This window comes from Streptomyces sp. NBC_01210 (assembly GCF_036010325.1).
In the GTDB taxonomy this organism is placed as follows: Bacteria; Actinomycetota; Actinomycetes; order Streptomycetales; family Streptomycetaceae; genus Streptomyces.
On record NZ_CP108549.1, the window covers coordinates 5,606,355 to 5,630,644 of the forward strand.

Annotated in this window: 34 protein-coding genes; 31 read left to right on the forward strand and 3 right to left on the reverse strand. The window is 67.1% G+C overall.

The window, feature by feature from the left end; all coding sequences use genetic code 11:
* Positions 1-8: 8 nt before the first annotated feature.
* The 26 genes from rpsS (at position 9) to truA (ending at position 14,423) form a co-directional block, all read left to right on the forward strand.
* A complete protein-coding gene (rpsS, locus tag OG735_RS25560) occupies positions 9-290 on the forward strand; it encodes a 30S ribosomal protein S19 (RefSeq protein WP_003966956.1) in 282 nt (93 codons plus the stop codon).
* Between the two features lie 40 nt (positions 291-330).
* On the forward strand, positions 331-678 hold the full coding sequence (gene rplV, locus OG735_RS25565; protein ID WP_004571827.1) for a 50S ribosomal protein L22: 348 nt from the start codon (positions 331-333) through the stop codon (positions 676-678).
* Positions 678-1,526, forward strand: coding sequence for a 30S ribosomal protein S3 (gene rpsC / locus OG735_RS25570; protein ID WP_327325485.1), 849 nt, complete (start codon positions 678-680; stop codon positions 1,524-1,526). Before rplV ends, rpsC begins: the two co-directional genes overlap by 1 nt.
* 5 nt (positions 1,527-1,531) lie before the next feature.
* Positions 1,532-1,951 (forward strand): 50S ribosomal protein L16, encoded by a 420-nt coding sequence (rplP, locus tag OG735_RS25575; RefSeq protein WP_014047785.1) that lies wholly within the window; start codon positions 1,532-1,534, stop codon positions 1,949-1,951.
* On the forward strand, positions 1,951-2,175 hold the full coding sequence (rpmC, locus tag OG735_RS25580; protein ID WP_142214203.1) for a 50S ribosomal protein L29: 225 nt from the start codon (positions 1,951-1,953) through the stop codon (positions 2,173-2,175). Before rplP ends, rpmC begins: the two co-directional genes overlap by 1 nt.
* Positions 2,175-2,459 carry a 30S ribosomal protein S17 gene (gene rpsQ / locus OG735_RS25585; protein ID WP_327325486.1) on the forward strand — a complete coding sequence of 95 codons (285 nt, stop codon included), beginning with the start codon at positions 2,175-2,177 and terminating at the stop codon, positions 2,457-2,459. Before rpmC ends, rpsQ begins: the two co-directional genes overlap by 1 nt.
* 115 nt (positions 2,460-2,574) lie before the next feature.
* A complete protein-coding gene (rplN, locus tag OG735_RS25590; RefSeq protein WP_023539336.1) occupies positions 2,575-2,943 on the forward strand; it encodes a 50S ribosomal protein L14 in 369 nt (122 codons plus the stop codon).
* 2 nt (positions 2,944-2,945) lie between these two features.
* The gene (rplX, locus tag OG735_RS25595) at positions 2,946-3,269 is read left to right on the forward strand and encodes a 50S ribosomal protein L24 (protein WP_327325487.1); all 324 of its coding nucleotides are present in this window, start codon (positions 2,946-2,948) and stop codon (positions 3,267-3,269) included.
* Positions 3,269-3,826, forward strand: a complete 558-nt coding sequence (gene rplE / locus OG735_RS25600) for a 50S ribosomal protein L5 (protein ID WP_327325488.1) — start codon at positions 3,269-3,271, stop codon at positions 3,824-3,826. The genes rplX and rplE overlap by 1 nt, the downstream gene beginning before the upstream one ends.
* 2 nt (positions 3,827-3,828) lie before the next feature.
* Complete coding sequence (locus OG735_RS25605; RefSeq protein WP_003956452.1) at positions 3,829-4,014, forward strand: type Z 30S ribosomal protein S14; 186 nt, start codon at positions 3,829-3,831, stop codon at positions 4,012-4,014.
* 210 nt (positions 4,015-4,224) lie between these two features.
* The gene (gene rpsH, locus OG735_RS25610) at positions 4,225-4,623 is read left to right on the forward strand and encodes a 30S ribosomal protein S8 (RefSeq protein WP_003966947.1); all 399 of its coding nucleotides are present in this window, start codon (positions 4,225-4,227) and stop codon (positions 4,621-4,623) included.
* A 21-nt stretch (positions 4,624-4,644) separates the two neighbouring features.
* On the forward strand, positions 4,645-5,184 hold the full coding sequence (rplF, locus tag OG735_RS25615) for a 50S ribosomal protein L6 (protein ID WP_108151519.1): 540 nt from the start codon (positions 4,645-4,647) through the stop codon (positions 5,182-5,184).
* A 3-nt stretch (positions 5,185-5,187) separates the two neighbouring features.
* Positions 5,188-5,571 carry a 50S ribosomal protein L18 gene (rplR, locus tag OG735_RS25620; protein WP_093799540.1) on the forward strand — a complete coding sequence of 128 codons (384 nt, stop codon included), beginning with the start codon at positions 5,188-5,190 and terminating at the stop codon, positions 5,569-5,571.
* Between the two features lie 46 nt (positions 5,572-5,617).
* On the forward strand, positions 5,618-6,220 hold the full coding sequence (gene rpsE, locus OG735_RS25625; RefSeq protein WP_160506669.1) for a 30S ribosomal protein S5: 603 nt from the start codon (positions 5,618-5,620) through the stop codon (positions 6,218-6,220).
* On the forward strand, positions 6,220-6,402 hold the full coding sequence (rpmD, locus tag OG735_RS25630; RefSeq protein ID WP_327325489.1) for a 50S ribosomal protein L30: 183 nt from the start codon (positions 6,220-6,222) through the stop codon (positions 6,400-6,402). The genes rpsE and rpmD overlap by 1 nt, the downstream gene beginning before the upstream one ends.
* A 1-nt stretch (position 6,403) precedes the next feature.
* Positions 6,404-6,859, forward strand: a complete 456-nt coding sequence (gene rplO, locus OG735_RS25635) for a 50S ribosomal protein L15 (RefSeq protein WP_114037182.1) — start codon at positions 6,404-6,406, stop codon at positions 6,857-6,859.
* A gap of 250 nt (positions 6,860-7,109) precedes the next feature.
* A complete protein-coding gene (secY, locus tag OG735_RS25640; RefSeq protein ID WP_327325490.1) occupies positions 7,110-8,429 on the forward strand; it encodes a preprotein translocase subunit SecY in 1,320 nt (439 codons plus the stop codon).
* Positions 8,429-9,094, forward strand: coding sequence for an adenylate kinase (locus OG735_RS25645; RefSeq protein WP_327325491.1), 666 nt, complete (start codon positions 8,429-8,431; stop codon positions 9,092-9,094). The genes secY and OG735_RS25645 overlap by 1 nt, the downstream gene beginning before the upstream one ends.
* Before the next feature lie 98 nt (positions 9,095-9,192).
* Positions 9,193-10,035, forward strand: coding sequence for a type I methionyl aminopeptidase (gene map / locus OG735_RS25650; RefSeq protein WP_327325492.1), 843 nt, complete (start codon positions 9,193-9,195; stop codon positions 10,033-10,035).
* Between the two features lie 140 nt (positions 10,036-10,175).
* Positions 10,176-10,397, forward strand: a complete 222-nt coding sequence (gene infA / locus OG735_RS25655) for a translation initiation factor IF-1 (protein ID WP_003956442.1) — start codon at positions 10,176-10,178, stop codon at positions 10,395-10,397.
* Positions 10,398-10,457: 60 nt separating this feature from the next.
* Positions 10,458-10,571 carry a 50S ribosomal protein L36 gene (gene rpmJ, locus OG735_RS25660; protein ID WP_003956441.1) on the forward strand — a complete coding sequence of 38 codons (114 nt, stop codon included), beginning with the start codon at positions 10,458-10,460 and terminating at the stop codon, positions 10,569-10,571.
* A 189-nt stretch (positions 10,572-10,760) separates the two neighbouring features.
* A complete protein-coding gene (gene rpsM / locus OG735_RS25665) occupies positions 10,761-11,141 on the forward strand; it encodes a 30S ribosomal protein S13 (protein WP_307661669.1) in 381 nt (126 codons plus the stop codon).
* A gap of 102 nt (positions 11,142-11,243) precedes the next feature.
* Positions 11,244-11,648, forward strand: a complete 405-nt coding sequence (gene rpsK, locus OG735_RS25670) for a 30S ribosomal protein S11 (protein ID WP_003956432.1) — start codon at positions 11,244-11,246, stop codon at positions 11,646-11,648.
* A gap of 131 nt (positions 11,649-11,779) precedes the next feature.
* Positions 11,780-12,802, forward strand: a complete 1,023-nt coding sequence (locus OG735_RS25675; RefSeq protein WP_003956430.1) for a DNA-directed RNA polymerase subunit alpha — start codon at positions 11,780-11,782, stop codon at positions 12,800-12,802.
* Positions 12,803-12,987: 185 nt separating this feature from the next.
* A complete protein-coding gene (gene rplQ, locus OG735_RS25680; RefSeq protein WP_327325493.1) occupies positions 12,988-13,470 on the forward strand; it encodes a 50S ribosomal protein L17 in 483 nt (160 codons plus the stop codon).
* A gap of 74 nt (positions 13,471-13,544) precedes the next feature.
* The gene (gene truA / locus OG735_RS25685) at positions 13,545-14,423 is read left to right on the forward strand and encodes a tRNA pseudouridine(38-40) synthase TruA (RefSeq protein ID WP_327325494.1); all 879 of its coding nucleotides are present in this window, start codon (positions 13,545-13,547) and stop codon (positions 14,421-14,423) included.
* On the opposite strand, the gene OG735_RS25690 is transcribed toward truA, so the two are convergent.
* A complete protein-coding gene (locus OG735_RS25690) occupies positions 14,391-15,386 on the reverse strand; it encodes a hypothetical protein (RefSeq protein WP_327325495.1) in 996 nt (331 codons plus the stop codon). The genes truA and OG735_RS25690 overlap by 33 nt on opposite strands.
* A gap of 55 nt (positions 15,387-15,441) precedes the next feature.
* Here OG735_RS25690 and OG735_RS25695 point away from each other — a divergent pair, with 55 nt between their 5' ends.
* The 4 genes from OG735_RS25695 to glmM all read left to right on the forward strand — a co-directional run bounded on the left by OG735_RS25695 (position 15,442) and on the right by glmM (position 19,935).
* On the forward strand, positions 15,442-17,064 hold the full coding sequence (locus OG735_RS25695; RefSeq protein ID WP_327325496.1) for an ABC-F family ATP-binding cassette domain-containing protein: 1,623 nt from the start codon (positions 15,442-15,444) through the stop codon (positions 17,062-17,064).
* A gap of 351 nt (positions 17,065-17,415) precedes the next feature.
* Positions 17,416-17,859: a 50S ribosomal protein L13 gene (gene rplM, locus OG735_RS25700; RefSeq protein WP_005313471.1), complete on the forward strand. Its 444-nt coding sequence runs from the start codon at positions 17,416-17,418 to the stop codon at positions 17,857-17,859.
* Positions 17,860-17,903: 44 nt separating this feature from the next.
* Complete coding sequence (gene rpsI, locus OG735_RS25705) at positions 17,904-18,431, forward strand: 30S ribosomal protein S9 (protein ID WP_327325497.1); 528 nt, start codon at positions 17,904-17,906, stop codon at positions 18,429-18,431.
* A gap of 145 nt (positions 18,432-18,576) precedes the next feature.
* Entirely contained in the window at positions 18,577-19,935 is a 1,359-nt protein-coding gene (gene glmM, locus OG735_RS25710) for a phosphoglucosamine mutase (RefSeq protein ID WP_327325498.1), read from the forward strand.
* Positions 19,936-20,026: 91 nt separating this feature from the next.
* On the opposite strand, the gene OG735_RS25715 is transcribed toward glmM, so the two are convergent.
* The gene (locus OG735_RS25715) at positions 20,027-20,974 is read right to left on the reverse strand and encodes a DUF389 domain-containing protein (RefSeq protein ID WP_327325499.1); all 948 of its coding nucleotides are present in this window, start codon (positions 20,972-20,974) and stop codon (positions 20,027-20,029) included.
* A 21-nt stretch (positions 20,975-20,995) separates the two neighbouring features.
* The gene (gene coaA / locus OG735_RS25720; RefSeq protein WP_327325500.1) at positions 20,996-21,991 is read right to left on the reverse strand and encodes a type I pantothenate kinase; all 996 of its coding nucleotides are present in this window, start codon (positions 21,989-21,991) and stop codon (positions 20,996-20,998) included.
* Between the two features lie 349 nt (positions 21,992-22,340).
* On the opposite strand from coaA, the gene OG735_RS25725 reads away from it, so the two are divergent.
* Positions 22,341-24,194 carry an Ig-like domain repeat protein gene (locus OG735_RS25725; RefSeq protein ID WP_327325501.1) on the forward strand — a complete coding sequence of 618 codons (1,854 nt, stop codon included), beginning with the start codon at positions 22,341-22,343 and terminating at the stop codon, positions 24,192-24,194.
* Positions 24,195-24,290: the final 96 nt, after the last annotated feature.

Here is a 24,290-nt window from a genome sequence, read left to right on the forward strand (position 1 = left end):
GGGTTTAGATGCCGCGCAGTCTCAAGAAGGGGCCCTTCGTCGACGGACACCTCATCAAGAAGGTGGATGTCCAGAACGAAGCAGGCACCAAGAACGTCATCAAGACCTGGTCCCGTCGCTCGATGATCGTCCCGGCCATGCTCGGCCACACGATCGCGGTGCACAACGGCAAGATCCACGTCCCGGTGTTCGTCACCGAGTCGATGGTCGGCCACAAGCTCGGCGAGTTCTCGCCGACTCGCACCTTCCGCGGCCACGTCAAGGACGACCGGAAGTCGAAGCGCCGCTAACGCGGGGTGACTGACTATGACTTACACCGAAGGGACAACCATGGAAGCCAGGGCCCAGGCGCGGTACATCCGCGTCACGCCCATGAAGGCCCGCCGAGTGGTGGACCTCATCCGTGGCATGGATGCCACGGAGGCTCAGGCGGTCCTGCGTTTCGCCCCGCAGGCCGCGAGCGTGCCGGTTGGCAAGGTGCTTGACAGCGCCATTGCCAACGCTGCACACAACTACGACCACACCGACGCCTCTTCGCTGGTCATCAGCGAGGCGTACGTGGACGAGGGCCCGACCCTGAAGCGGTTCCGTCCGCGTGCTCAGGGCCGTGCCTACCGGATCCGTAAGCGGACCAGCCACATCACCGTGGTCGTCAGCAGCAAGGAAGGAACCCGGTAATGGGCCAGAAGGTTAACCCGCATGGGTTCCGGCTCGGCATCACCACGGACTTCAAGTCCCGCTGGTACGCCGACAAGCTGTACAAGGACTACGTCAAGGAAGACGTCGCCATTCGTCGCATGATGACGAAGGGCATGGAGCGAGCCGGTATCTCGAAGGTTGAGATCGAGCGCACCCGCGACCGCGTCCGCGTTGACATCCACACCGCCCGCCCGGGCATCGTCATCGGTCGCCGTGGCGCCGAGGCCGACCGCATCCGTGGCGAGCTGGAGAAGCTGACCGGCAAGCAGGTTCAGCTGAACATCCTCGAGGTCAAGAACCCCGAGGTGGACGCTCAGCTGGTGGCCCAGGCCGTCGCCGAGCAGCTGTCCTCCCGCGTCTCCTTCCGTCGCGCCATGCGTAAGAGCATGCAGGGCACGATGAAGGCCGGCGCCAAGGGCATCAAGATCCAGTGCGGCGGCCGTCTCGGCGGCGCCGAGATGTCCCGCTCGGAGTTCTACCGCGAGGGCCGTGTGCCCCTGCACACGCTCCGTGCGAACGTCGACTACGGCTTCTTCGAGGCCAAGACGACCTTCGGCCGTATCGGTGTGAAGGTCTGGATCTACAAGGGCGACGTCAAGAACATCGCCGAGGTCCGCGCCGAGAACGCTGCGGCCCGTGCGGGTAACCGCCCGGCCCGTGGTGGCGCCGGCGACCGTCCGGCCGGTGGCCGTGGCGGTCGTGGTGGCGAGCGGGGCGGTCGCGGCCGCAAGCCGCAGCAGTCCGCGCCGGCAGCCGAGGCCCCCAAGGCCGAGGCTCCCGCCGCCGCCGCTGCTCCGGCTGCTGAGAGCACCGGAACGGAGGCCTGACCGAAATGCTGATCCCCCGTAGGGTCAAGCACCGCAAGCAGCACCACCCGAAGCGCAGCGGTATGTCCAAGGGTGGTACGCAGGTTGCGTTCGGCGAGTACGGCATTCAGGCCCTCACTCCGGCGTACGTGACCAACCGCCAGATCGAGGCGGCTCGTATCGCGATGACCCGCCACATCAAGCGTGGCGGCAAGGTCTGGATCAACATCTACCCGGACCGCCCGCTGACGAAGAAGCCTGCCGAGACCCGCATGGGTTCCGGTAAGGGTTCCCCGGAGTGGTGGATCGCGAACGTCAAGCCCGGTCGGGTGATGTTCGAGCTGTCCTACCCGAACGAGAAGATTGCGCGTGAGGCGCTTACCCGCGCTGCTCACAAGCTTCCGATGAAGTGCCGGATCGTTCGGCGCGAGGCAGGTGAGTCGTGATGTCTACCGGTACCAAGGCGTCCGAGCTGCGTGAGCTGGGCAACGAGGAGCTTGTTGCCAAGCTCCGCGAGGCCAAGGAAGAGCTGTTCAACCTCCGCTTCCAGGCGGCGACCGGCCAGCTCGAGAACCACGGCCGGCTGAAGGCCGTCCGCAAGGACATCGCGCGGATCTACACCCTCATGCGTGAGCGCGAGCTGGGCATCGAGACGGTGGAGAGCGCCTGATGAGCGAGAGCAACGTGACAGAGAACAAGACCGCCCGCGGTTTCCGCAAGACCCGCGAGGGTCTGGTCGTCAGCGACAAGATGGACAAGACCGTCGTCGTCGCCGTCGAGGACCGCGTGAAGCACGCGCTGTACGGCAAGGTCATCCGCCGTACGAACAAGCTCAAGGCGCACGACGAGCAGAACGCTGCCGGCGTCGGCGACCGCGTCCTCATCATGGAGACGCGTCCGCTGTCGGCGACCAAGCGCTGGCGCATCGTCGAGATCCTCGAGAAGGCCAAGTAATTACTTGAAGGGGTAACCCTTCAAGTCAGTTCCGCCAGGCTCGGCGGGGGCTGCGCTGTGACATTCAGAAGCAGCCGGCCCCCGCCGGGAACCGGCAGACGATCAGGAGATAGACGTGATCCAGCAGGAGTCGCGACTGCGTGTCGCCGACAACACTGGTGCCAAGGAAATCCTTTGCATCCGTGTTCTCGGTGGCTCCGGTCGCCGCTACGCGGGCATCGGTGACGTCATCGTCGCCACCGTCAAGGACGCGATCCCCGGTGGCAACGTGAAGAAGGGTGACGTCATCAAGGCCGTCATCGTTCGCACCGTCAAGGAGCGTCGTCGTCAGGACGGCTCGTACATCCGCTTCGACGAGAACGCCGCCGTCATTCTGAAGAACGACGGCGACCCTCGCGGCACCCGTATCTTCGGCCCGGTGGGCCGTGAGCTGCGCGAGAAGAAGTTCATGAAGATCATCTCGCTCGCGCCGGAGGTGCTGTAAGCATGAAGATCAAGAAGGGCGACCTGGTTCAGGTCATCACCGGTAAGGACAAGGGCAAGCAGGGCAAGGTCATCGTGGCCTACCCCACTGAGAACCGTGTCCTCGTCGAGGGTGTCAACCGGGTCAAGAAGCACACCAAGGCCGGTCAGACCGCTCGCGGTTCGCAGACCGGTGGCATTGTGACTACCGAGGCCCCGATTCACGTGAGCAATGTTCAGCTCGTCGTGGAGAAGGACGGCAACAAGGTCGTCACGCGCGTCGGTTACCGCTTCGACGACGAGGGCAACAAGATCCGCGTTGCCAAGCGGACGGGTGAGGACATCTGATGGCTACCACCACCACTCCGCGTCTCAAGACGAAGTACCGCGAGGAGATCGCGGGCAAGCTGCGTGAGGAGTTCTCGTACGAGAACGTCATGCAGATTCCCGGCCTCATCAAGATCGTGGTCAACATGGGTGTGGGCGACGCCGCCCGCGACTCCAAGCTGATCGATGGCGCCATCCGCGACCTCACCACGATCACTGGCCAGAAGCCGGCCGTCACCAAGGCCCGGAAGTCCATCGCGCAGTTCAAGCTGCGTGAGGGTCAGCCGATCGGCTGCCACGTCACCCTCCGTGGTGACCGCATGTGGGAGTTCCTGGACCGTACGCTGTCGCTCGCGCTGCCGCGTATCCGTGACTTCCGTGGTCTGTCGCCGAAGCAGTTCGACGGCCGTGGCAACTACACCTTCGGTCTCACGGAGCAGGTCATGTTCCACGAGATCGACCAGGACAAGATCGACCGGGTCCGGGGCATGGACATCACCGTGGTCACCACGGCGACCAACGACGACGAGGGCCGGGCCCTGCTTCGTCACCTCGGCTTCCCGTTCAAGGAGAACTGACCGTGGCGAAGAAGGCTCTGATCGCTAAGGCCGCCCGCAAGCCGAAGTTCGGTGTGCGCGCGTACACCCGCTGCCAGCGCTGCGGCCGGCCGCACTCCGTCTACCGCAAGTTCGGCCTGTGCCGCGTGTGCCTTCGTGAGATGGCTCACCGTGGCGAGCTGCCGGGCGTGACCAAGAGCTCCTGGTAATTCCCTACTTGGGAATTACCGGAGGCTCTCGGTAAGTATCTGGTCGGCGGGAGCCCTCCCTCACATGCCGTAGGCTTGTGGGGTTGGGCGCCTGCCGCCCTGACCGACTTACTACGCCGTAGGTCCCCGCACCGCACCCGTCCCGCCTATGAGTGGGGAGAGGGATGGCGCATACAGGAAACCCCGGCGAGAGAGGCCGAAGGCCAATTCATGACCATGACTGATCCCATCGCAGACATGCTCACGCGTCTGCGTAACGCGAACTCGGCGTACCACGACTCCGTCGTGATGCCGCACAGCAAGATCAAGTCGCACATCGCGGAGATCCTCCAGCAGGAGGGCTTCATCACCGGCTGGAAGGTCGAGGACGCCGAGGTCGGCAAGAACCTCGTCCTGGAGCTGAAGTTCGGCCCGAACCGCGAGCGTTCGATCGCCGGCATCAAGCGCATCTCCAAGCCGGGTCTGCGCGTGTACGCGAAGTCCACCAATCTGCCGAAGGTCCTTGGCGGCCTGGGCGTGGCGATCATCTCCACGTCCCACGGTCTTCTGACCGGTCAGCAGGCAGGCAAGAAGGGCGTAGGTGGGGAAGTCCTCGCCTACGTCTGGTAGTAGGGAACGGAGGAAAAGCTAATGTCGCGAATCGGCAAGCTCCCCATCCAGGTTCCCGCCGGTGTGGACGTCACCATCGATGGCCGTACGGTCGCCGTGAAGGGCCCCAAGGGTTCCCTCTCCCACACCGTTGCCGCGCCGATCGAGATCGTTAAGGGCGAGGAGGGCGTTCTCAACGTCACCCGTCCGAACGACGAGCGTCAGAACAAGGCCCTGCACGGCCTGTCCCGCACGCTGGTGGCGAACATGATCACCGGCGTGACCCAGGGATACGTCAAGGCGCTCGAGATCAGCGGTGTCGGTTACCGCGTCGCCGCGAAGGGCTCCAACCTGGAGTTCCAGCTCGGTTACAGCCACTCGATCCTGGTGGAGGCGCCCGAGGGCATCTCCTTCAAGGTCGAGTCGCCGACCAAGTTCTCGGTCGAGGGCATCGACAAGCAGAAGGTCGGCGAGGTCGCCGCGAACATCCGCAAGCTGCGGAAGCCCGACCCGTACAAGGCCAAGGGCGTCAAGTACGCGGGCGAGGTCATCCGCCGCAAGGTCGGAAAGGCGGGTAAGTAAGCCATGGCATACGGTGTGAAGATTGCCAAGGGCGACGCGTACAAGCGCGCTGCCATCAAGCGCCGCCACATCCGCGTCCGCAAGCACGTCTCCGGTACGCCGGAGCGTCCGCGCCTGGTCGTGACGCGCTCCAACCGCAACATCGTTGCGCAGGTCATCGACGACATCGCGGGCCACACGCTCGCGTCGGCGTCGACCCTGGACACCTCGATCCGTGGTGGCGAGGGCGACAAGAGTGCCCAGGCCCAGCAGGTCGGCGCGCTCGTCGCCGAGCGTGCGAAGGCTGCCGGTGTCGAGGCTGTCGTGTTCGACCGTGGTGGCAACAGGTACGCCGGGCGCATTGCCGCTCTGGCTGACGCCGCCCGCGAAGCCGGGCTGAAGTTCTAGGCCCCGGTTCCGGGACTAACGGACGTAACAGAGAGAGGTAAATCCAATGGCTGGACCCCAGCGCCGCGGAAGCGGTGCCGGTGGCGGCGAGCGGCGGGACCGGAAGGGTCGCGACGGTGGCGCTGCCGCCGAGAAGACCGCTTATGTTGAGCGCGTTGTCGCGATCAACCGCGTTGCCAAGGTTGTCAAGGGTGGTCGACGCTTCAGCTTCACCGCGCTGGTCGTGGTGGGCGACGGTGACGGCACCGTAGGTGTCGGATACGGCAAGGCCAAGGAAGTTCCCGCGGCCATCGCCAAGGGCGTTGAAGAGGCCAAGAAGAACTTCTTCAAGGTTCCGCGTATCCAGGGCACCATCCCGCACCCGATCACGGGCGAGAAGGCCGCGGGCGTCGTCCTGCTCAAGCCTGCTTCCCCCGGTACCGGCGTTATCGCCGGTGGCCCGGTGCGTGCGGTGCTCGAGTGCGCCGGCGTCCACGACATCCTGTCGAAGTCGCTCGGCTCGTCCAACGCGATCAACATCGTGCACGCGACCGTGGCGGCCCTCAAGGGCCTTCAGCGTCCCGAGGAGATTGCGGCTCGCCGTGGTCTGCCCCTCGAGGACGTCGCCCCCGCGGCTCTGCTTCGTGCACGTGCGGGAGCGGGTGCGTAATGGCTCGCCTCAAGATCACGCAGACGAAGTCGTACATCGGCAGCAAGCAGAACCACCGCGACACCCTGCGCTCGCTCGGGCTCAAGCGCCTGCACGACGTGGTTGTCAAGGATGACCGTCCCGAGTTCCGCGGCATGGTGCAGACCGTCCGCCACCTCGTCACGGTTGAGGAGGTCGACTGACATGGCGGAGCAGAACCCGCTGAAGGTCCACAACCTCCGTCCTGCCCCGGGCGCCAAGACCGCCAAGACCCGTGTGGGTCGTGGTGAGGCGTCCAAGGGTAAGACCGCAGGTCGTGGTACCAAGGGCACCAAGGCCCGTTACCAGGTTCCGGAGCGCTTCGAGGGTGGGCAGATGCCCCTCCACATGCGTCTCCCGAAGCTCAAGGGCTTCAAGAACCCGTTCCGCACCGAGTACCAGGTTGTGAACCTGGACAAGCTCGGCGCTCTCTACCCCGAGGGTGGAGAGGTCACGGTGGCCGATCTGGTCGCCAAGGGCGCGGTGCGCAAGAACAGCCTCGTCAAGGTCCTGGGCCAGGGCGAGATCTCCGTGGCGCTGCAGGTGACGGTTGACGCCGTCTCCGGCTCCGCCAAGGAGAAGATTGCCGCTGCCGGCGGCACCGTCACCGAGCTCGTCTGAGACGAGTTCAGTGGCTGAAAGCTGAAAACCGACCGGGGATGCCTCCCAAAAGGGGCATCCCCGGTTGGTCGTTCCTAGGGGGGCACTGTCGCCGGTAAGGTGGCGTGCACTGTTGCTGTAAACAAAGGGGGTTCTGCCCCCGAGCCGCTCGGTCTGTCCGATTAAGATCGTGCGGGTTTGCTGATACGTATCCGTCGATCCTCAATACCGTCACCTCTGACGCAGTAGCGCGGGGGTCGCAGGAGGCACCGTGCTCACCGCGTTCGCCCGGGCGTTCAAGACGCCCGACCTGCGCAAGAAGCTGCTCTTCACACTCGCCATCATCGTGCTGTACCGGCTCGGGTCACATATCCCGGTCCCGGGCGTGAATTACCAGAACGTACAGATCTGTGTGGAAGCGGCCCAGAAGGGCAACAACAGCCTGTTCGGCCTGGTGAACATGTTCAGTGGCGGGGCGCTGCTGCAGATCACCATCTTCGCGCTCGGCATCATGCCGTACATTACGGCGAGCATCATTCTGCAACTGCTGACCGTGGTCATCCCGCGGCTGGAGGCCCTCAAGAAGGAGGGTTCGGCCGGCACGGCGAAGATCACGCAGTACACGCGTTACCTCACGGTGGCGCTCGCCGTACTGCAGGGCACGGGCCTGGTGGCCACCGCCCGCAGTGGTGCACTCTTCAGCGGCTGCCAGGTGGCCGACCAGATCGTTCCCAACCGCTCGATCTTCACCACCATCGTCATGGTGGTGACCATGACCGCGGGCACCGCGGCCGTCATGTGGCTCGGTGAGCTCATCACCGACCGCGGCATCGGCAACGGAATGTCGATCCTGATGTTCATCTCGATCGCCGCCGGCTTCCCGGGCGCCCTGTGGGCCATCAAGCAGACCGGCAAGCTCGCCAAGGGCTGGATCGAGTTCGGCACGGTCATCCTGATCGGCTTCGTGATGGTCGCCCTGGTCGTCTTCGTCGAGCAGGCTCAGCGCCGTATCCCCGTGCAGTACGCGAAGCGCATGATCGGGCGGCGGTCGTACGGCGGTACGTCCACATACATCCCGCTCAAGGTCAACCAGGCGGGTGTGATTCCCGTCATCTTCGCGTCGTCGCTGCTCTACATCCCGGCGTTGGTCGCCCAGTTCTCCAACTCCCAAGCGGGCTGGAAGACCTGGATCCAAACGCACTTCGTCAAGGGTGACCACCCGTACTACATCGCCACGTACTTCCTGTTGATCGTGTTCTTCGCCTTCTTCTATGTGGCGATTTCGTTCAACCCCGAGGAAGTCGCTGACAACATGAAGAAGTATGGTGGCTTCATCCCGGGCATCCGGGCTGGTCGTCCTACTGCCGAGTATCTGAGCTACGTGCTCAACCGGATCACTTGGCCGGGCTCGCTGTACCTGGGTCTGATTGCTCTTGTCCCGACGATGGCGTTGGCAGGCTTCGGAGGCGCGAACCAGAACTTCCCGTTCGGCGGGACGAGCATCCTGATCATCGTGGGTGTGGGTCTGGAGACCGTGAAGCAGATCGAGAGCCAGCTCCAGCAGCGTAATTACGAAGGGTTCCTCCGCTGATGCGAATCGTCCTCGTCGGACCGCCCGGTGCCGGCAAGGGAACGCAGGCTGCGTTCCTTGCCAAGAACCTGTCGATCCCGCACATCTCCACGGGCGACCTCTTCCGCGCCAACATCAGTCAGGGCACGGAGCTCGGGAAGCAGGCCAAGGCGTACATGGACGCCGGCAAGCTGGTACCCGACGAGGTCACCATCGGGATGGCCAAGGACCGTCTGCAGCAGCCGGACGCCGAGAACGGCTTCCTGCTCGACGGCTTCCCGCGCAATGTCGGGCAGGCCGAGGCGCTCGACGACTTCCTCAAGAGCGCGGGCCTGAAGCTGGACGCCGTTCTCGACCTGGAGGTCCCCGAGGACGAGGTCGTGAAGCGGATCGCCGGTCGTCGTGTCTGCCGCAACAACAGCGCGCACGTCTACCACGTGTCGTACTCCCCGCCGAAGGTCGAGGGTGTCTGCGACGAGTGCGGCGGCGAGCTGTACCAGCGTGACGACGACTCCGAGGAGACCGTGCGCACGCGGCTCGAGGTCTACCACACGCAGACCGAGCCGATCATCGACTACTACAGGGCCCAGGGCCTGGTGGTCACCATCTCCGCGCTCGGCAAGGTCACCGATGTGACGGCCCTGGCGATGGAAGCACTGCAGGTGGACCGGGCCGCGCAGGCCTGAGCAGTCCCCACAAGTACGGCCGCGGTGTCCTCAGGGCGCCGCGGCCGTATTGTTGAATAGCCCTTTTACCGAGTCGACCCAGAAAGGCGCCTGCCGCAATGGTGCAGATCAAGACCCCCGAGCAGATCGCGAAGATGCGTGAGGCGGGGCTGGTCGTCGCCGCCATCCACGCGGCCACCCGTGAGGCAGCGGTGCCGGGCGCCACCACCAAGGATCTGGACGAGGTCGCCCGCAAGGTGATCGCCGACCATGGTGCGAAGTCCAACTTTCTGGGGTACGGCGGGTTCCCCGCGACGATCTGCACCTCGGTCAACGAGGTTGTCGTCCACGGCATCCCGGACGAGAAGACCGTCCTCAAGGACGGCGACATCATCTCCATCGACGCCGGCGCGATCATCGACGGCTGGCACGGTGACGCCGCGTACACCGCGTTCGTCGGCACCGGTCATGCGCCGGAGCTGATCGAGCTCTCCCGGGTCACCGAGGAGTCGATGTGGGCCGGTATCGCCGCGATGAAGAACGGCAACCGGCTGATCGACGTCTCCCGCGCCATCGAGACGTACATCCGCCGTCAGCCGCGTCCCGCGACCGGCAAGTACGGGATCATCGAGGAGTACGGCGGCCACGGCATCGGCACCGAGATGCACATGGATCCGCATCTGCTGAACTACGTCTCGAAGAAGCGCGGCCGCGGCCCGAAGCTGGTCCCCGGCTTCTGCCTGGCGATCGAGCCGATGGTCTCGCTCGGCACCCCGCACACCGAGGTCCTGCAGGACGACTGGACCGTCATCACGACGGACGGCACATGGTCCTCGCACTGGGAGCACTCGATCGCGCTGACCGAGGAGGGCCCGCTGGTGCTGACGGCGCCGGACTGCGGCCGGGCGAAGCTGGCGGAGCTGGGAATCACGGCCGCTCCCGACCCTCTTGCCTCGGCTTAAGGATCTCCGTGGGTGGGCAAACTTGCCGGATTCGTCTTTTCGAGTGGCCTGTCGTAGACTGATGCGTCGGCTCTCGTGTATCCGTGTGTCTGCATACGGTAGCGCGAGTCGATCAAGGTAGCCGATTCGAAAGGCGAAGCGTGGCCAAGAAGCAAGGTGCCATCGAAATTGAGGGCACCGTGATCGAGTCCCTCCCGAACGCCATGTTCAAGGTGGAACTCCAGAACGGTCACAAGGTCCTCGCGCACATCTCCGGCAAGATGCGGATGCACTACATCCGTATCCTCCCGGACGACCGGGTTGTCGTGGAGCTGTCTCCGTACGACCTGACGCGTGGCCGGATCGTCTACCGATACAAGTAGATCTTGCCCGCACCCCGCTTCGGCGTGGGTGGGTGGCACTGACCCGGAGAACCTCACCCCATGAAGGTCAAGCCGAGCGTCAAGAAGATCTGCGACAAGTGCAAGGTGATCCGCCGTCACGGCCGGGTCATGGTCATCTGCGACAACCTGCGCCACAAGCAGCGCCAGGGCTGAAGCACGACCTGCACCTCGCAGTTCTTCGCGCGACGCACGTAAAACGTACATACGCAGAGCCCGCCTGGCCCTAGGGCTGGCGACACCTCCGGCGGAGGCCGGGGACCTGGTCCGTACCACCCTCCTTTTTCGGGTCGGCGGCCACGGAACGGCTCTGCGGAAGACCTCCGAAATCAACAGGAGCCATGAATGGCACGCCTTTCCGGCGTTGACCTCCCGCGCGAAAAGCGCGTTGAGATCGCCCTCACCTACGTCTTCGGTATCGGGCGTACCCGGTCCAAGGAAGCCCTTGCGGCCACCGGTGTCGACCCCAACACCCGCGTTCGTGACCTGCCCGAAGAGGACCTGGTCAAGCTCCGCGAGTACGTGGACGCCAACCTCAAGACCGAGGGTGACCTCCGTCGCGAGGTCCAGGCCGACATTCGCCGCAAGATCGAGATCGGCTGCTACCAGGGTCTGCGGCACCGCCGTGGCCTGCCGGTCCACGGTCAGCGCACCAGCACGAACGCTCGTACCCGCAAGGGCCCGCGTCGCGCGATCGCCGGCAAGAAGAAGCCGGGCAAGAAGTAGTCCTCAGCCGGACGCACTGCGGTCTTCCGGGGGCGACCCCCGGACCCCCGCACATCAAGCGGTCTTCGCTGTAGGACCGACCACCTCCCGTAGGAGTTATAGATGCCCCCCAAGGGTCGTCAGGGCGCTGCCAAGAAGGTGCGCCGCAAGGAAAAGAAGAACGTCGCTCACGGGCACGCCCACATCAAGAGCACGTTCAACAACACCATCGTTTCGATCACCGACCCCTCGGGCAACGTGATCTCCTGGGCCTCCGCCGGCCACGTCGGCTTCAAGGGCTCGCGCAAGTCCACCCCCTTCGCCGCGCAGATGGCCGCCGAGTCGGCCGCCCGCCGCGCGCAGGAGCACGGCATGCGCAAGGTTGACGTCTTCGTCAAGGGTCCCGGCTCCGGCCGTGAGACCGCGATCCGCTCCCTCCAGGCCACGGGCCTCGAGGTGGGTTCGATCCAGGACGTCACCCCCACCCCGCACAACGGCTGCCGCCCCCCGAAGCGCCGCCGCGTCTGACCCTGTCCCTGCCCCCTTCACCGGGGGAACAGGGATGGTTTGCGGGCGGTACGGCGCTCAGGTGCCGTACCGCCCGTACCCTTGTTTCTGTTGGCATCAAATAGTGGGTGCCAAGACTGGAGGCATTTCCCATGCTTATCGCTCAGCGTCCGTCGCTGACCGAAGAGGTCGTCGACGAGTACCGCTCCCGGTTCGTCATCGAGCCGCTGGAGCCGGGCTTCGGCTACACGCTCGGTAACTCCCTTCGTCGTACGCTCCTCTCCTCGATTCCCGGCGCTGCTGTCACCAGCATCCGGATCGACGGTGTCCTGCACGAGTTCACCACCGTGCCGGGCGTCAAGGAGGACGTCACCGACCTCATCCTGAACATCAAGCAGCTGGTCGTCTCCTCGGAGCACGACGAGCCGGTCGTGATGTACCTGCGCAAGCAGGGTCCCGGCCTGGTCACCGCTGCTGACATCGCCCCGCCGGCCGGTGTCGAGGTGCACAACCCCGACCTGGTCCTCGCCACGCTGAACGGCAAGGGCAAGCTGGAGATGGAGCTGACCGTCGAGCGCGGTCGCGGCTATGTCTCCGCCGTGCAGAACAAGCAGGTGGGCCAGGAGATCGGCCGTATCCCGGTCGACTCCATCTACTCGCCGGTGCTCAAGGTCACGTACAAGGTCGAGGCGACCCGTGTCGAGCAGCGCACCGACTTCGACAAGCTGATCGTCGACGTCGAGACCAAGCAGGCCATGCGTCCGCGTGACGCCATGGCTTCGGCCGGTAAGACCCTGGTCGAGCTGTTCGGTCTGGCGCGCGAGCTCAACATCGACGCCGAGGGCATCGACATGGGTCCGTCCCCGACGGACGCCGCGCTCGCCGCCGATCTGGCGCTGCCGATCGAGGAGCTCGAGCTCACCGTTCGCTCGTACAACTGCCTCAAGCGCGAGGGCATCCACTCCGTGGGTGAGCTCGTGGCGCGTTCCGAGGCGGACCTGCTCGACATCCGCAACTTCGGTGCGAAGTCGATCGACGAGGTCAAGGCGAAGCTGGCCGGTATGGGCCTGGCGCTCAAGGACAGCCCGCCCGGATTCGACCCGACCGCTGCCGCCGACGCCTTTGGCGCCGACGACGACGCGGACGCGGGCTTCGTGGAGACCGAGCAGTACTGATCCACCTCCGGTGGGGGTGCCCGGGTTTTCCCGGGTGCCCGCGCCGGGCTGAGGACTTGTCCTCAAACGCCGGACGGGCCGCAAGGCGCCGTCCGCGCGTGATTCCGACTTCCGCTGGGCGGCCGCCTCGCGGGAACTGACACCGGTACCTGATACGGCCGGTGCAGCACACAAGGAGAAACACCATGCCGAAGCCCGCCAAGGGTGCCCGTCTGGGCGGCAGCGCTGCGCACGAGAAGCTGCTTCTTGCGAACCTCGCGAAGTCGCTCTTCGAGCACGGCCGCATCACCACGACCGAGGCCAAGGCCCGCCGCCTGCGTCCGGTCGCCGAGCGCTTGATCACCAAGGCGAAGAAGGGCGACATCCACAACCGTCGCCTGGTCCTGCAGACGATCACGGACAAGGGCATCGTGCACACGCTCTTCACCGAGATCGCTCCGCGGTACGCCGAGCGCCCGGGTGGCTACACCCGTATCACCAAGATCGGCGGCCGTCGTGGCGACAACGCCCCGATGGCTGTGATCGAGCTGGTCGAGGGTGAGATCGCGAAGAAGGCGACCGTTGCCGAGGCCGAGGCCGCTGCCAAGCGCGCGGTCAAGGAAGACGCCCTCAAGAAGGACGAGGTCGTCGAGGACGCCGCTCCGGCGGATGAGTCCAAGGACGCCTGAGCGTTCCGAGGCTGACGGACGGGCCCGTATCCCTTCGGGGGTGCGGGCCCGTTCCGCATTGAGAGGATCAGCGCGTGAGCGATGAGGTGGAGCCCGGATACGTACGGGTGAGGCTGGATCTGTCGTACGACGGCAAGGACTTCTCCGGCTGGGCCAAGCAGCCCAGTGGCCGTGGCCTGCGGACGGTCCAGGGGGAGATCGAGGACGCGCTGCGTACGGTGACGCGGTCCTCGACGACGTACGAACTGACCGTCGCGGGCCGCACGGACGCGGGCGTGCACGCGCGGGGGCAGGTCGCGCATGTCGATCTGCCGCAGGACGTGTGGGACGAGCACCGGGAGAAGCTGCTGAAGCGGCTGGCCGGGCGGCTCTCGCGGGATGTGCGGATCTGGAGTGTGGCCGAGGCGCCTGCGGGGTTCAACGCGCGCTTCTCGGCGATCTGGCGGCGGTACGCGTACCGGGTGACCGACAACCCCGGAGGCGTGGATCCGCTGTTGCGCGGTCATGTGCTGTGGCACGACTGGCCGTTGGACGTGGCGGCCATGAACGCCGCGGCGGCCGGGCTGGTCGGGGAGCACGACTTCGCGGCGTACTGCAAGAAGCGCGAGGGCGCCACGACCATTCGTACGCTGCAGACGCTGCGGTGGGAGCGGGACGCGGCCGGGATCATCACCGCGACCGTGCGGGCGGACGCCTTCTGCCACAACATGGTGCGTTCGCTGGTCGGTGCGCTGCTGTTCGTGGGCGACGGGCACCGGCCGGTGGAGTGGCCCGCGAAGGTGCTGGCCGCGGGCGTACGGGACTCGGCAGTCCATGTCGTACGGCCGCACGGCCTCACGCTCGAGGAAGTCGGCTACCCCGCCGACGAGTTGCTGGCCGCCCGGAACCGGGAGGCCCGCAACAAGCGGACCCTGCCCGGTTCACTGTCCGGCGGGAGCGGTGGCTGCTGCTGAGGCCTGGGCCTCACCGCGGCGGACGATCTGACGGAAGGTGAACTCCGCCAGGTCGTCACCGATCTGGAAGGCCTTGGCGTCGCCCTTGGTGACGGACTTGGCCTTGGTGTAGCCGGTGGTGGTGAAGTAGGCGTACCGGCCGTAGGAGTTGTATGTGGACCGGCAGACCGGGCCGCCCTTGCAGAACGCGGGGACGCCGGAGCCGGGCAGCGGCGCGATGCTGCCCTGGGCCTGCTGTACGGCCTTCTTGGCCTTCGCCTCGTTCTCGAAGGTGGCCACGCCGACGGTGACCGCGATGCCGTTGGCGCTGTACGTGGCGCGGAAGACCTGCTCGCAGCCGTTGTTCTCGAGGATCCCGCCGAGAGCGCCGGTGGTGACGGAGCCGCAGTTGCCGGTGCGGGCCGTGGCGCCCTTGGTGTAGGCGCGGTCGCCCATCGTCAGCTTCTTGCCGGGGAAGAGGGTGTCGGCGCTGAGCGGCGCGGTGTCCTTCTTCTTGTCGGAGATGAAGTCCTTCGGGTTCGGCGGGGGCAGCGGGGCCACCGAGGAGAAGGACGGCTCGGGCTGGGTGGTGTCGTTGGGCAGGTCGGCAGGCGCGGGCAGTTCGCTCGCGTTCTTGTCCGCGGCCCCGGTGTTGTCGTCACTGTTGGACGAGACGATCGCGGTCGCCACGATGCCGGCGATCGCGGTGGTCGCGAGCGCTCCACCGCCGATCAGCAGCCACCGCCTGCGGCGGGTGCGTGCGGCGGAGGCGTTGGCGAGCGCGGCCCAGTCCGGTGTGTCCGCCGCGCTTGTCCGCAGGCCGAACGGATCCGGCGGCGCCGGAAGGGGGTTGTACGGGTCCTGGCGCTGCCCGCCGTACGGGTCCTGGTTCTGTTCCCCGTACGGGTCCTGGCCCTGTCTCCCGGACGGGAACTGGTTCTGTCCACCGGGGCTCCACTGAGGTCCCCCCTGCCCAAAGCTCATGCCGCGCATCCTAAACCTGTTGGGCGAGGGCGGTGGCGGCGGCGAGAATCGGAGCATGGGACATCTTGAGGCCGCGCATCTGGAGTACTACCTACCGGACGGACGGGTGCTCCTCGGCGACGCCTCGTTCCGGGTGGGGGAGGGCGCGGTGGTGGCCCTCGTGGGTGCCAATGGCGCCGGCAAGACGACGCTGCTGCGGCTGATGGCGGGGGAGCTGCAGCCGCACGGCGGGACGGTGTCGGTCAGCGGCGGGCTCGGAGTGATGCCGCAGTTCGTCGGATCGGTGCGGGACGAGCGGACCGTACGGGATCTGCTGGTGTCGGTTGCCCAGCCGCGGATCAGGGAAGCGGCTTCCGAGGTGGATGCCGCGGAGCATCTGATCATGACGGTCGACGACGAGGCCGCGCAGATGAAGTACGCGCAGGCGCTGAGCGACTGGGCGGAGGCTCGGGGGTACGAGGCCGAGACCGTCTGGGACATGTGCACGATGGCGGCGCTGGGGGTCCCGTACGAGAAGGCGCAGTTTCGCGAGCTGAAGACGCTGAGCGGGGGCGAGCAGAAGCGGCTGGTGCTCGAGGCGCTGCTGCGGGGTCCTGACGAGGTGCTGCTGCTCGACGAGCCGGACAACTATCTGGACGTCCCCGGAAAGCGGTGGCTGGAGGAGCGGCTGAAGGAGACCCGTAAGACGGTCCTCTTCGTCTCGCACGACCGGGAGCTGCTGTCCCGGGCGGCGGAGCGGATCGTGAGTGTGGAGCCGAGTCCGGCGGGGTCGGACGTATGGGTGCACGGCGGCGGCTTCGGCACGTACCACGAGGCCCGCAAGGAGCGGTTCGCGCGCTTCGAGGAGCTGAAGCGGCGCTGGGACGAGGAGCATGCGCGGCTGAAGGCACTGGTGCTGCGGCTGCGGAACCAGGCGGCGATCAGCCCCGACATGGCGTCGCGCTACCGGGCGATGCAGACCCGCTTCAAGAAGTTCGAGGACGCGGGACCGCCGCCGGAGCCGCCGCGCGAGCAGGAGATCCGGATGCGGCTGCGGGGCGGGCGGACCGGGGTGCGGGCGCTTACCTGTGCCGGGCTCGAGCTTTCCGGGCTGATGAAGCCGTTCGACCTGGAGGTCTTCTACGGGGAGCGGGTGGCGGTGCTCGGCTCGAACGGCTCGGGGAAGTCGCACTTCCTGCGGCTGCTGGCGGGGGACGCGTCGGTGGCGCACACGGGGGCGTGGAAGCTGGGCGCGCGCGTGGTGCCGGGGCACTTCGCGCAGACGCATGCGCATCCGGAGCTGCTGGGACGGACGCTGGTCGACATTCTGTGGACCGAGCATGCGAAGGACCGGGGCGGGGCGATGTCGGTCCTGCGGCGGTACGAGCTGGAGCGGCAGGGGGACCAGCCCTTCGAAAAGCTGTCGGGCGGACAGCAGGCGCGCTTCCAGATCCTGCTGCTGGAGCTGGCCGGCACGACGGCGCTGCTGCTGGACGAGCCGACGGACAACCTGGACCTGGAGTCGGCGGAGGCGCTGCAGGAGGGGCTGGAGGCGTACGAGGGGACGGTGCTGGCCGTCACGCACGACAGGTGGTTCGCGCAGTCGTTCGACCGGTATCTGGTGTTCGGGTCGGACGGGGTGGTGCGTGAGACGGCGGAGCCGGTATGGGACGAGCGGAGGGTGGAGCGGGTGCGGTGAGGTCGGGGGAGCGGTGGGGCCGGGGGGCGCGGTCGGGCTGGGGCGCGGTCCGGGCGCGTCGCGCCGACCGGGCGTACAGCGGGGCCATGCGCACCTACCCGGGCGTAGCATGGGGGCTGCGGCCCCGGCCGCAGGGCCATTTTGACCCGGGCGGGGGACCGCGGGTATTCTTCTGGTTCGTTATGCGTATTGGCTTGTTCATTCTCACGTGAGAGGCCCTTACGCCGGTCCGCCGGGCCGATGACCAGCGGCAGGCACACGGGTTGCGTCCCCGAGGTGCCGCCATGGCTGTCGTGATCGTCCGGGTGGCCCTGTCAGGACCCACTCACTGAAGAAGCGAAGGCTACGACCGTGCGTACGTACAGCCCCAAGCCCGGCGATGTCACGCGCCAGTGGCACATCATCGACGCGCAGGACATTGTCCTGGGCCGTCTGGCGACTACGGCAGCGAACCTCCTCCGGGGCAAGCACAAGCCGACATACGCCCCCCACATGGACATGGGCGACTTCGTCATCATCATCAACGCCGAGAAGGTTCACCTCTCCGGCAACAAGAAGACCCAGAAGATGGCGTACCGCCACTCCGGGTACCCGGGTGGTCTGCGCTCCGTCCGCTACGACGAGCTGCTTGCCAAGAGCCCGGAGAAGGCTGTGGAGAAGGCCATCAAGGGCATGATCCCCAAGAACACCCTGGGTCGTCAGATGCTCTCGAAGCTGAAGATCTACGCGGGCGACCAGCACCCGCACGCTGCTCAGCAGCCGGTCCCGTTCGAGATCACCCAGGTCGCGCAGTAGTTCCGGCCACCCCCTAAGACGTACAGAAAGATCTGAGGAGAATCGTGGCCGAGACCACTGCAGAGACCCCCGTCGAGGGCACCGAGGCTGAAGAGACCTTCGCCGAGGTGACCACCTTCGAGTCGGAGGTTCCCGTCGAGGGCGAGTACACCAGCGAGTCGCTGGCGTCCCGCTTCGGCGACCCCCAGCCGGCTGCCGGCCTGGGCCGTCGCAAGAACGCCATTGCCCGCGTCCGGATCGTTCCGGGCACCGGCAAGTGGAAGATCAACGGTCGCACCCTTGAGGACTACTTCCCCAACAAGGTGCACCAGCAGGAAGTCAACGAGCCCTTCAAGGTGCTCGAGCTCGACAACCGCTACGACGTCATCGCCCGTATCTCGGGTGGCGGCGTCTCCGGTCAGGCCGGCGCCCTGCGCCTCGGTGTGGCCCGTGCCCTGAACGAGGCGGACGTGGACAACAACCGCGCCCCGCTGAAGAAGGCCGGCTTCCTGAGCCGCGACGACCGTGCGGTCGAGCGCAAGAAGGCCGGTCTCAAGAAGGCCCGCAAGGCCCCGCAGTACAGCAAGCGCTAAATCGCACGCTGGCCTGTACGGCTTTTCGTTCGCCCCGGCGGCACTCAGTGCTGCCGGGGCGGCGTTCGTTCATGGACCACCTCGGGCGTATAACGGGCTATGGCGCTCAGAGGCTTGCATTTTCGGAGCATTTCGGAGGACAGCTGTGGGACGACTCTTCGGCACGGACGGTGTGCGCGGTGTCGCCAACGCGGATCTGACGGCTGAGCTCGCGCTCGGTCTGTCGGTCGCTGCGGCGCATGTGCTTGCCGAGGCGGGCACATTCGCAGGCCATCGGCCGACAGCGGTGGTCGGGCGTGACCCCCGTGCTTCGGGCGAGTTCCTGGAGGCCGCCGTCGTGGCGGGTCTCGCGAGCGCGGGCGTGGACGTCCTGCGCGTCGGTGTGCTGCCGACCCCTGCCGTGGCGTACCTCACCGGTGTGCTGGGTGCCGACCTCGGTGTGATGCTCTCCGCGAGCCACAACGCCATGCCGGACAACGGCATCAAGTTCTTCGCCCGCGGCGGGCACAAGCTGGCCGACGAACTCGAGGACCGTATCGAGACCGTGTACGAGCAGCACCGGACCGGCGAGCCGTGGGAGCGGCCGACCGGCGCCGGTGTCGGCCGGGTCACCGACTACGACGAGGGCTTCGACAAGTACGTCGCGCATCTGATCGCCGTACTGCCGAACCGGCTCGACGGGCTGAAGGTCGTCCTCGACGAGGCGCACGGCGCGGCCTCCCGTGTCTCGCCCGAGGCGTTCGCGCGGGCCGGGGCCGAGGTCATCACGATCGGCGCCGAGCCGGACGGGCTCAACATCAACGACGGGTGCGGATCCACGCACCTGGGGCTGCTGAAGGCGGCCGTCGTCGAGCACGGCGCGGCCTTCGGCATCGCGCACGACGGTGACGCGGACCGCTGCCTCGCCGTGGACGGCGCCGGCCAGGAGATCGACGGCGACCAGATCCTCGCTGTGCTGGCGCTCGCCATGCGCGAGGCCGGAACGCTGCGCGGGGACACCGTCGTCGCCACCGTCATGTCCAACCTCGGCTTCAAGCTGGCGATGGAGCGCGAGGGTCTGCAGCTGGTGCAGACCGCGGTCGGCGACCGGTACGTCCTGGAGTCGATGAAGGCCGAGGGGTACGCGCTGGGCGGCGAGCAGTCCGGTCACGTGATCGTGCTCGACCACGCGACGACCGGCGACGGCACGCTCACCGGCCTGATGCTGGCGGCCCGCGTCGTCGCGACGGGCCGTTCGCTGGCCGAACTGGCCTCGGTCATGCAGCGGCTGCCGCAGGTGCTCATCAATGTGCCGGACGTCGACAAGTCGCGGGTGAAGACCTCCGCGGAGCTGGCGACCGCCGTCGCCGAGGCGGAGCACGAGCTGGGTGCCACCGGTCGCGTACTCCTGCGCCCGTCGGGCACGGAGCCGCTGGTACGGGTGATGGTCGAGGCCGCCGACATCGAGCAGGCCCGGTCGGTGGCCGGCCGCCTCGCCGACGTCGTCAAGTCCGCGCTGGGCTGACCTCAGAAGTCGTCGGCCCGAGAAGTCGCCGACCTCAGAAATCGTCGATACGCCGCTCGGTCCCCACGGGGCCGCGCGGCGTATCGCGTTTCTACAGCAGGGACTTTGCCGCCGCCCGCTGCCGCTGCTTCGCCCACAGGTACTTCTGGAGCAGCAGCGTCAACGTCCCCGCCAGCACGATGCCCAGCAGATTCAGCAGCAGCTGCTCCGCGGAGCCCCACGCCTGCCGGTAATCCTGGTAGCTGAACGCCACCGCCGCGTTCGCCGCCGCCGGGACCGTCGTGACCGAGATGGCCACGCCCACCAGCGCGCCCGACTTCGCCGACGTCAGCGACAGCATGCCCGCCGCGCCCGCCAGCACCGCGACGACGAACGAGAACCAGTCCGGGCGGTAGATGAAGTTCGTGTTGGGTCGTTCCGCCTGCAGCTTCGCCGCCTCGAAGAGGTTCACCCAGTCCATGAAGTAGCTGAAGACCACTGTCACCAGCATCGCCACGGCGAAGCCCGCGATCAGTGCCAGGAGGGAGCGCCACGCCAGCCGCGGGGCGCGCTGGACCAGCGCCGTGCAGAAGCCGGCCAGCGGGCCGAACTCCGGGCCCACCGCCATCGCGCCCACGATCAGGATCGCGTTGTCCAGCACCACACCGCACGCCGCGATCATCGTCGCCAGCGACAGGAACGTGATGTACGTGAAGCTGAGCGTCGACTCCTCGTGCGTCGCGTCCGTCAGGTGCTCCCAGAGCACCGCGTCCGCACCCTCGCCCGGAGCCTCTTCCTCGGCCTTGTCCGCCCGCATGGACAGTGACAGGTCGATGTTCTCGACGGCGATCGAGCCGGACTCGTCGATGCCGAGCGCGCGCAGTCCGTTGATCAGTTCGTCGCCCGCCTCCCGGGCCACGTCGCACAGCACCAGGTCCCCCTGAGGATTGCGGGCGGCGCCGGGGACGACCGCGAGGTGCGTCGTGCCGACCGTCCGCTCGATGAGCCGGACGGCTTCGGCGGTCCGGTCGGTGGGGGTGATCAGGCGCAGGTGCAGCACGCGCTGGGCTCCTCGGAGTCCTCAGAGTTTGCGGAGGGACAGGCGCTGGACCTTGTGGTCGGGGCCCTTGCGCAGCACCAGCGTGGCGCGGCCGCGCGTCGGTGCCACGTTCTCCAGCAGATTGGGCTTGTTGATGGTGCGCCACATCGTACGGGCGTAGTCCAGGGCCTCGTCCTCGGAGACCTGGGTGTACTTCCTGAAGTACGAGAAGGGGTTCTGGAACGCCGTCTCGCGCAGCTTGCGGAAGCGGTTGAGGTACCAGGTCTCGATGTCCTCGGGGCGCGCGTCGACGTACACGCTGAAGTCGAAGTAGTCGGCGAGGCCGACCCTGGTGCGGCCGTCCTGGCCGGGCAGGGCCGGCTGGAGGACATTGAGGCCCTCGACGATCAGGATGTCGGGGCGGCGGACGGTGAGGCGCTCGTCCGGCACGATGTCGTAGATCAGGTGGGAGTAGACCGGCGCGGTGACCTCTTCCTTGCCCGCCTTGATGTCGGCGACGAAACGGGTCAGGGCCCGGCGGTCGTACGACTCGGGGAAACCTTTCCGCGACATCAGGCCGCGCCGCTTGAGCTCCTCCATGGGGTAGAGGAAGCCGTCGGTGGTGACCAGCTCGACCCGCGGATGCTCCGGCCAGCGGGCCAGCATCGCCTGGAGGACACGGGCGACGGTGGACTTGCCGACCGCGACGGAGCCCGCGACTCCTATGACAAAGGGCGTGCCGTGCTGCTCGCCGTGGCCGTTGCCGGCGTCACCGAGGAAGGTGTTGAGCGCGCCGCGGAGACCGGCCGTGGCCTGTACGTACAGATTGAGCAGACGGGACAGCGGGAGGTAGACGTCCCGTACCTCGTCCAGGTCGATGACATCGCCCAGTCCGCGCAGCCTTTCGACCTCCTCGGCGGTGAGGGGGAGCGGGGTTCTGTCGCGCAGGGCGCTCCACTCCGCGCGGGTGAGGTCGACGTAGGGCGTCGACGCTGGTTCGGCCCGGCGGTGGGCGCTTCGTGGCGGCGAAGAGATCACCTGAACATTGTCGTGGCTCGGGAGGACCAGTGGGGGGTGGAGTCGGTCACGTGGGATCGGGGGCGTGGGTTCAAAGACATCGCGGCGGAAACCGGTCCTCAAGTGTCAGTGCCATGACATACCCTGCGTGCATTGGTCGCGCACCGCGCCTCAGGGGCGGCGCACGGGGGTGTCGCGCGGCCTTCTCTTGTCACCCGGCCAGTCACCGGGTTTCTTTCGTGGGGGTACACATCACTGTGCGTACGCGCAGCATCTCGACCGCGACGGCGCTCGCGGTCCTCTTCAGCTCGGCCGCGCTGGTCGCGGCTTCGGCGGGGTCGGCCGCGGCCGACTCCAGCAGAACCTGTCGGTGAAGTCGGTCGGCGACCTCGTTGTGGACGGCGTCCACCAACGGGTCTACGTCTCCGACCCGAGCGGCGGAAAGATCGTGGTCACGGACTACGAGGGCAGCGTCAAGGCGACGGTCACCGGGCTGCCCGGTGTCAGCGGCCTCGCCCTGTCCGCCGACTCCGGCCAGGTGTACGCGGCCGTCAAGGGCGACGACCGGATCGTCTCGGTGGAGACGCAGACGTGCACCCAGACGGCGAGCTACCAGCTGAACGGCGCCGATTCCCCGACCACTCTGGAGGCCGTGGACGGCCGTCTGTGGTTCGGCTACGGCGGGGGCCTCGGATCGCTCGACATCTCCGGCGCCGAGCCCGTCGTCAAGCTCGCGCAGAACGGGGGCGTCGGCTTCGGAACCGCGCCGCTCCTCGGCGCCGACCCGGCGGCGCCGGGCGTCCTGGTGGCGGGGTGGGGCGGCACGCTCGCCGTGTACGACGTCTCGGCCGACGGGGCCGCGCTGCGCGTCTCCGGCAGCATGGACACCGCCGTGAGACAGCTGGACCTGACGCCCGACGGGCAGCAGGTGCTCACGTCCTGGGATGGCAGCGGCTTCGGGTACGGGCTCCCCGCGTACTCCACCTCCGACCTCAAGCAGGTCGGCAGGTACCCGATCGACGCCTACCCGAACGCCGTGGCCGTCGCGCCCGACGGCACCGTCGCGGGCGGCAGTTCCTCCTGGTACGAACCCGACGTTCACATCCACAGGCCGGGCGACCCCGCGCCGACGCGTGAGTACGAGTTCCCCAACACCGGCAACAGCAGCGGCGGCGACACCCTGGTCGACGGCGCGCTGGCCTGGGCGCCGGACCGCAGCCGGGTGTTCGCGGTGTCGGAGAACAGCTACGGCACGTTCAGCCTGCGCGCACTGACCGACCCCACCAAGGAGCTCCCCACCCTGAAGGTGTCGGCTCCCGCCAGGGGCACCCGGGGCACGAAGCTCACCGTCACCGGGAAGCTGACCTCGAAGTCGGCGCCCCCGGCGGGCGAATCCCTCAAGGTGACCCGTACGGACATCGAGTCCCCGAACGGCAAGGCGCTGCCCTCCGTCACAACGAAGTCCGACGGCAGCTTCTCCTTCACGGACACGCCGCCCGCCGGCGGCAAGGCCACCTACAAGGTCTCGTACGCGGGTGACGCGACGCACGCCGCGGCGACCTCGTCCGCCTCGGTGGACATCACCCGGGCCGTGAGCTCCCTCACTCTGAACCGCAACGGCGGCGTCTACGCGTACGGCGCGGACGTGTCCTTCACCGCCCGCCTCGGCACCACGTACAAGAACCGTGTCGTCGAGATCTGGTCCGACCCCTACGGCGACACCCCGAAGAGGCTCATCAAGAAGGGCACGGTCAACTCCGGCGGCAACCTGTCGGTCACCGTGGACATGACCCGCGACACCACCGTCACCGCCGTCTTCGCGGGCGACGCCCGCTACGCGCCGAAGACAGTGAAGTCGACCGCGTACGCCAGGGTGAACGTCTCCACCTCCGTCTCCAAGCACTACAAGACCGGCAGGATCGGCTCCACGACCTACTACTACTTCCACAAGAAGACCGCACCGGTCTTCACCACGACGATGAGCTACTACAAGGGTCGCAAGCAGCTGTTCCAGCTCCAGGTGTACTACCAGGGCAAGTGGCAGGCCGCGGGCTCCCAGTACTTCGCCCTGGGCACCAACGGGAAGTCCGCCGTCAGCCTCGAGGCACCGGGCGAGTCCGGCATCCGCGCCCGGATGCGCTCGTCGTACATCGACGGCTCCTCGGGCGACAGTGCGAACTACACGACCCACGGGGCCTGGAAGTACATGTACTTCTCCAACTAGCCCCGGCGACGCCCACTCGGCAGGAGAGCGGCCCCCGCGCGTGCGCGGGGGCCGTTCCGGCTGACGCCATGTCCCGGAATCCGGGTGTGCCGCCGT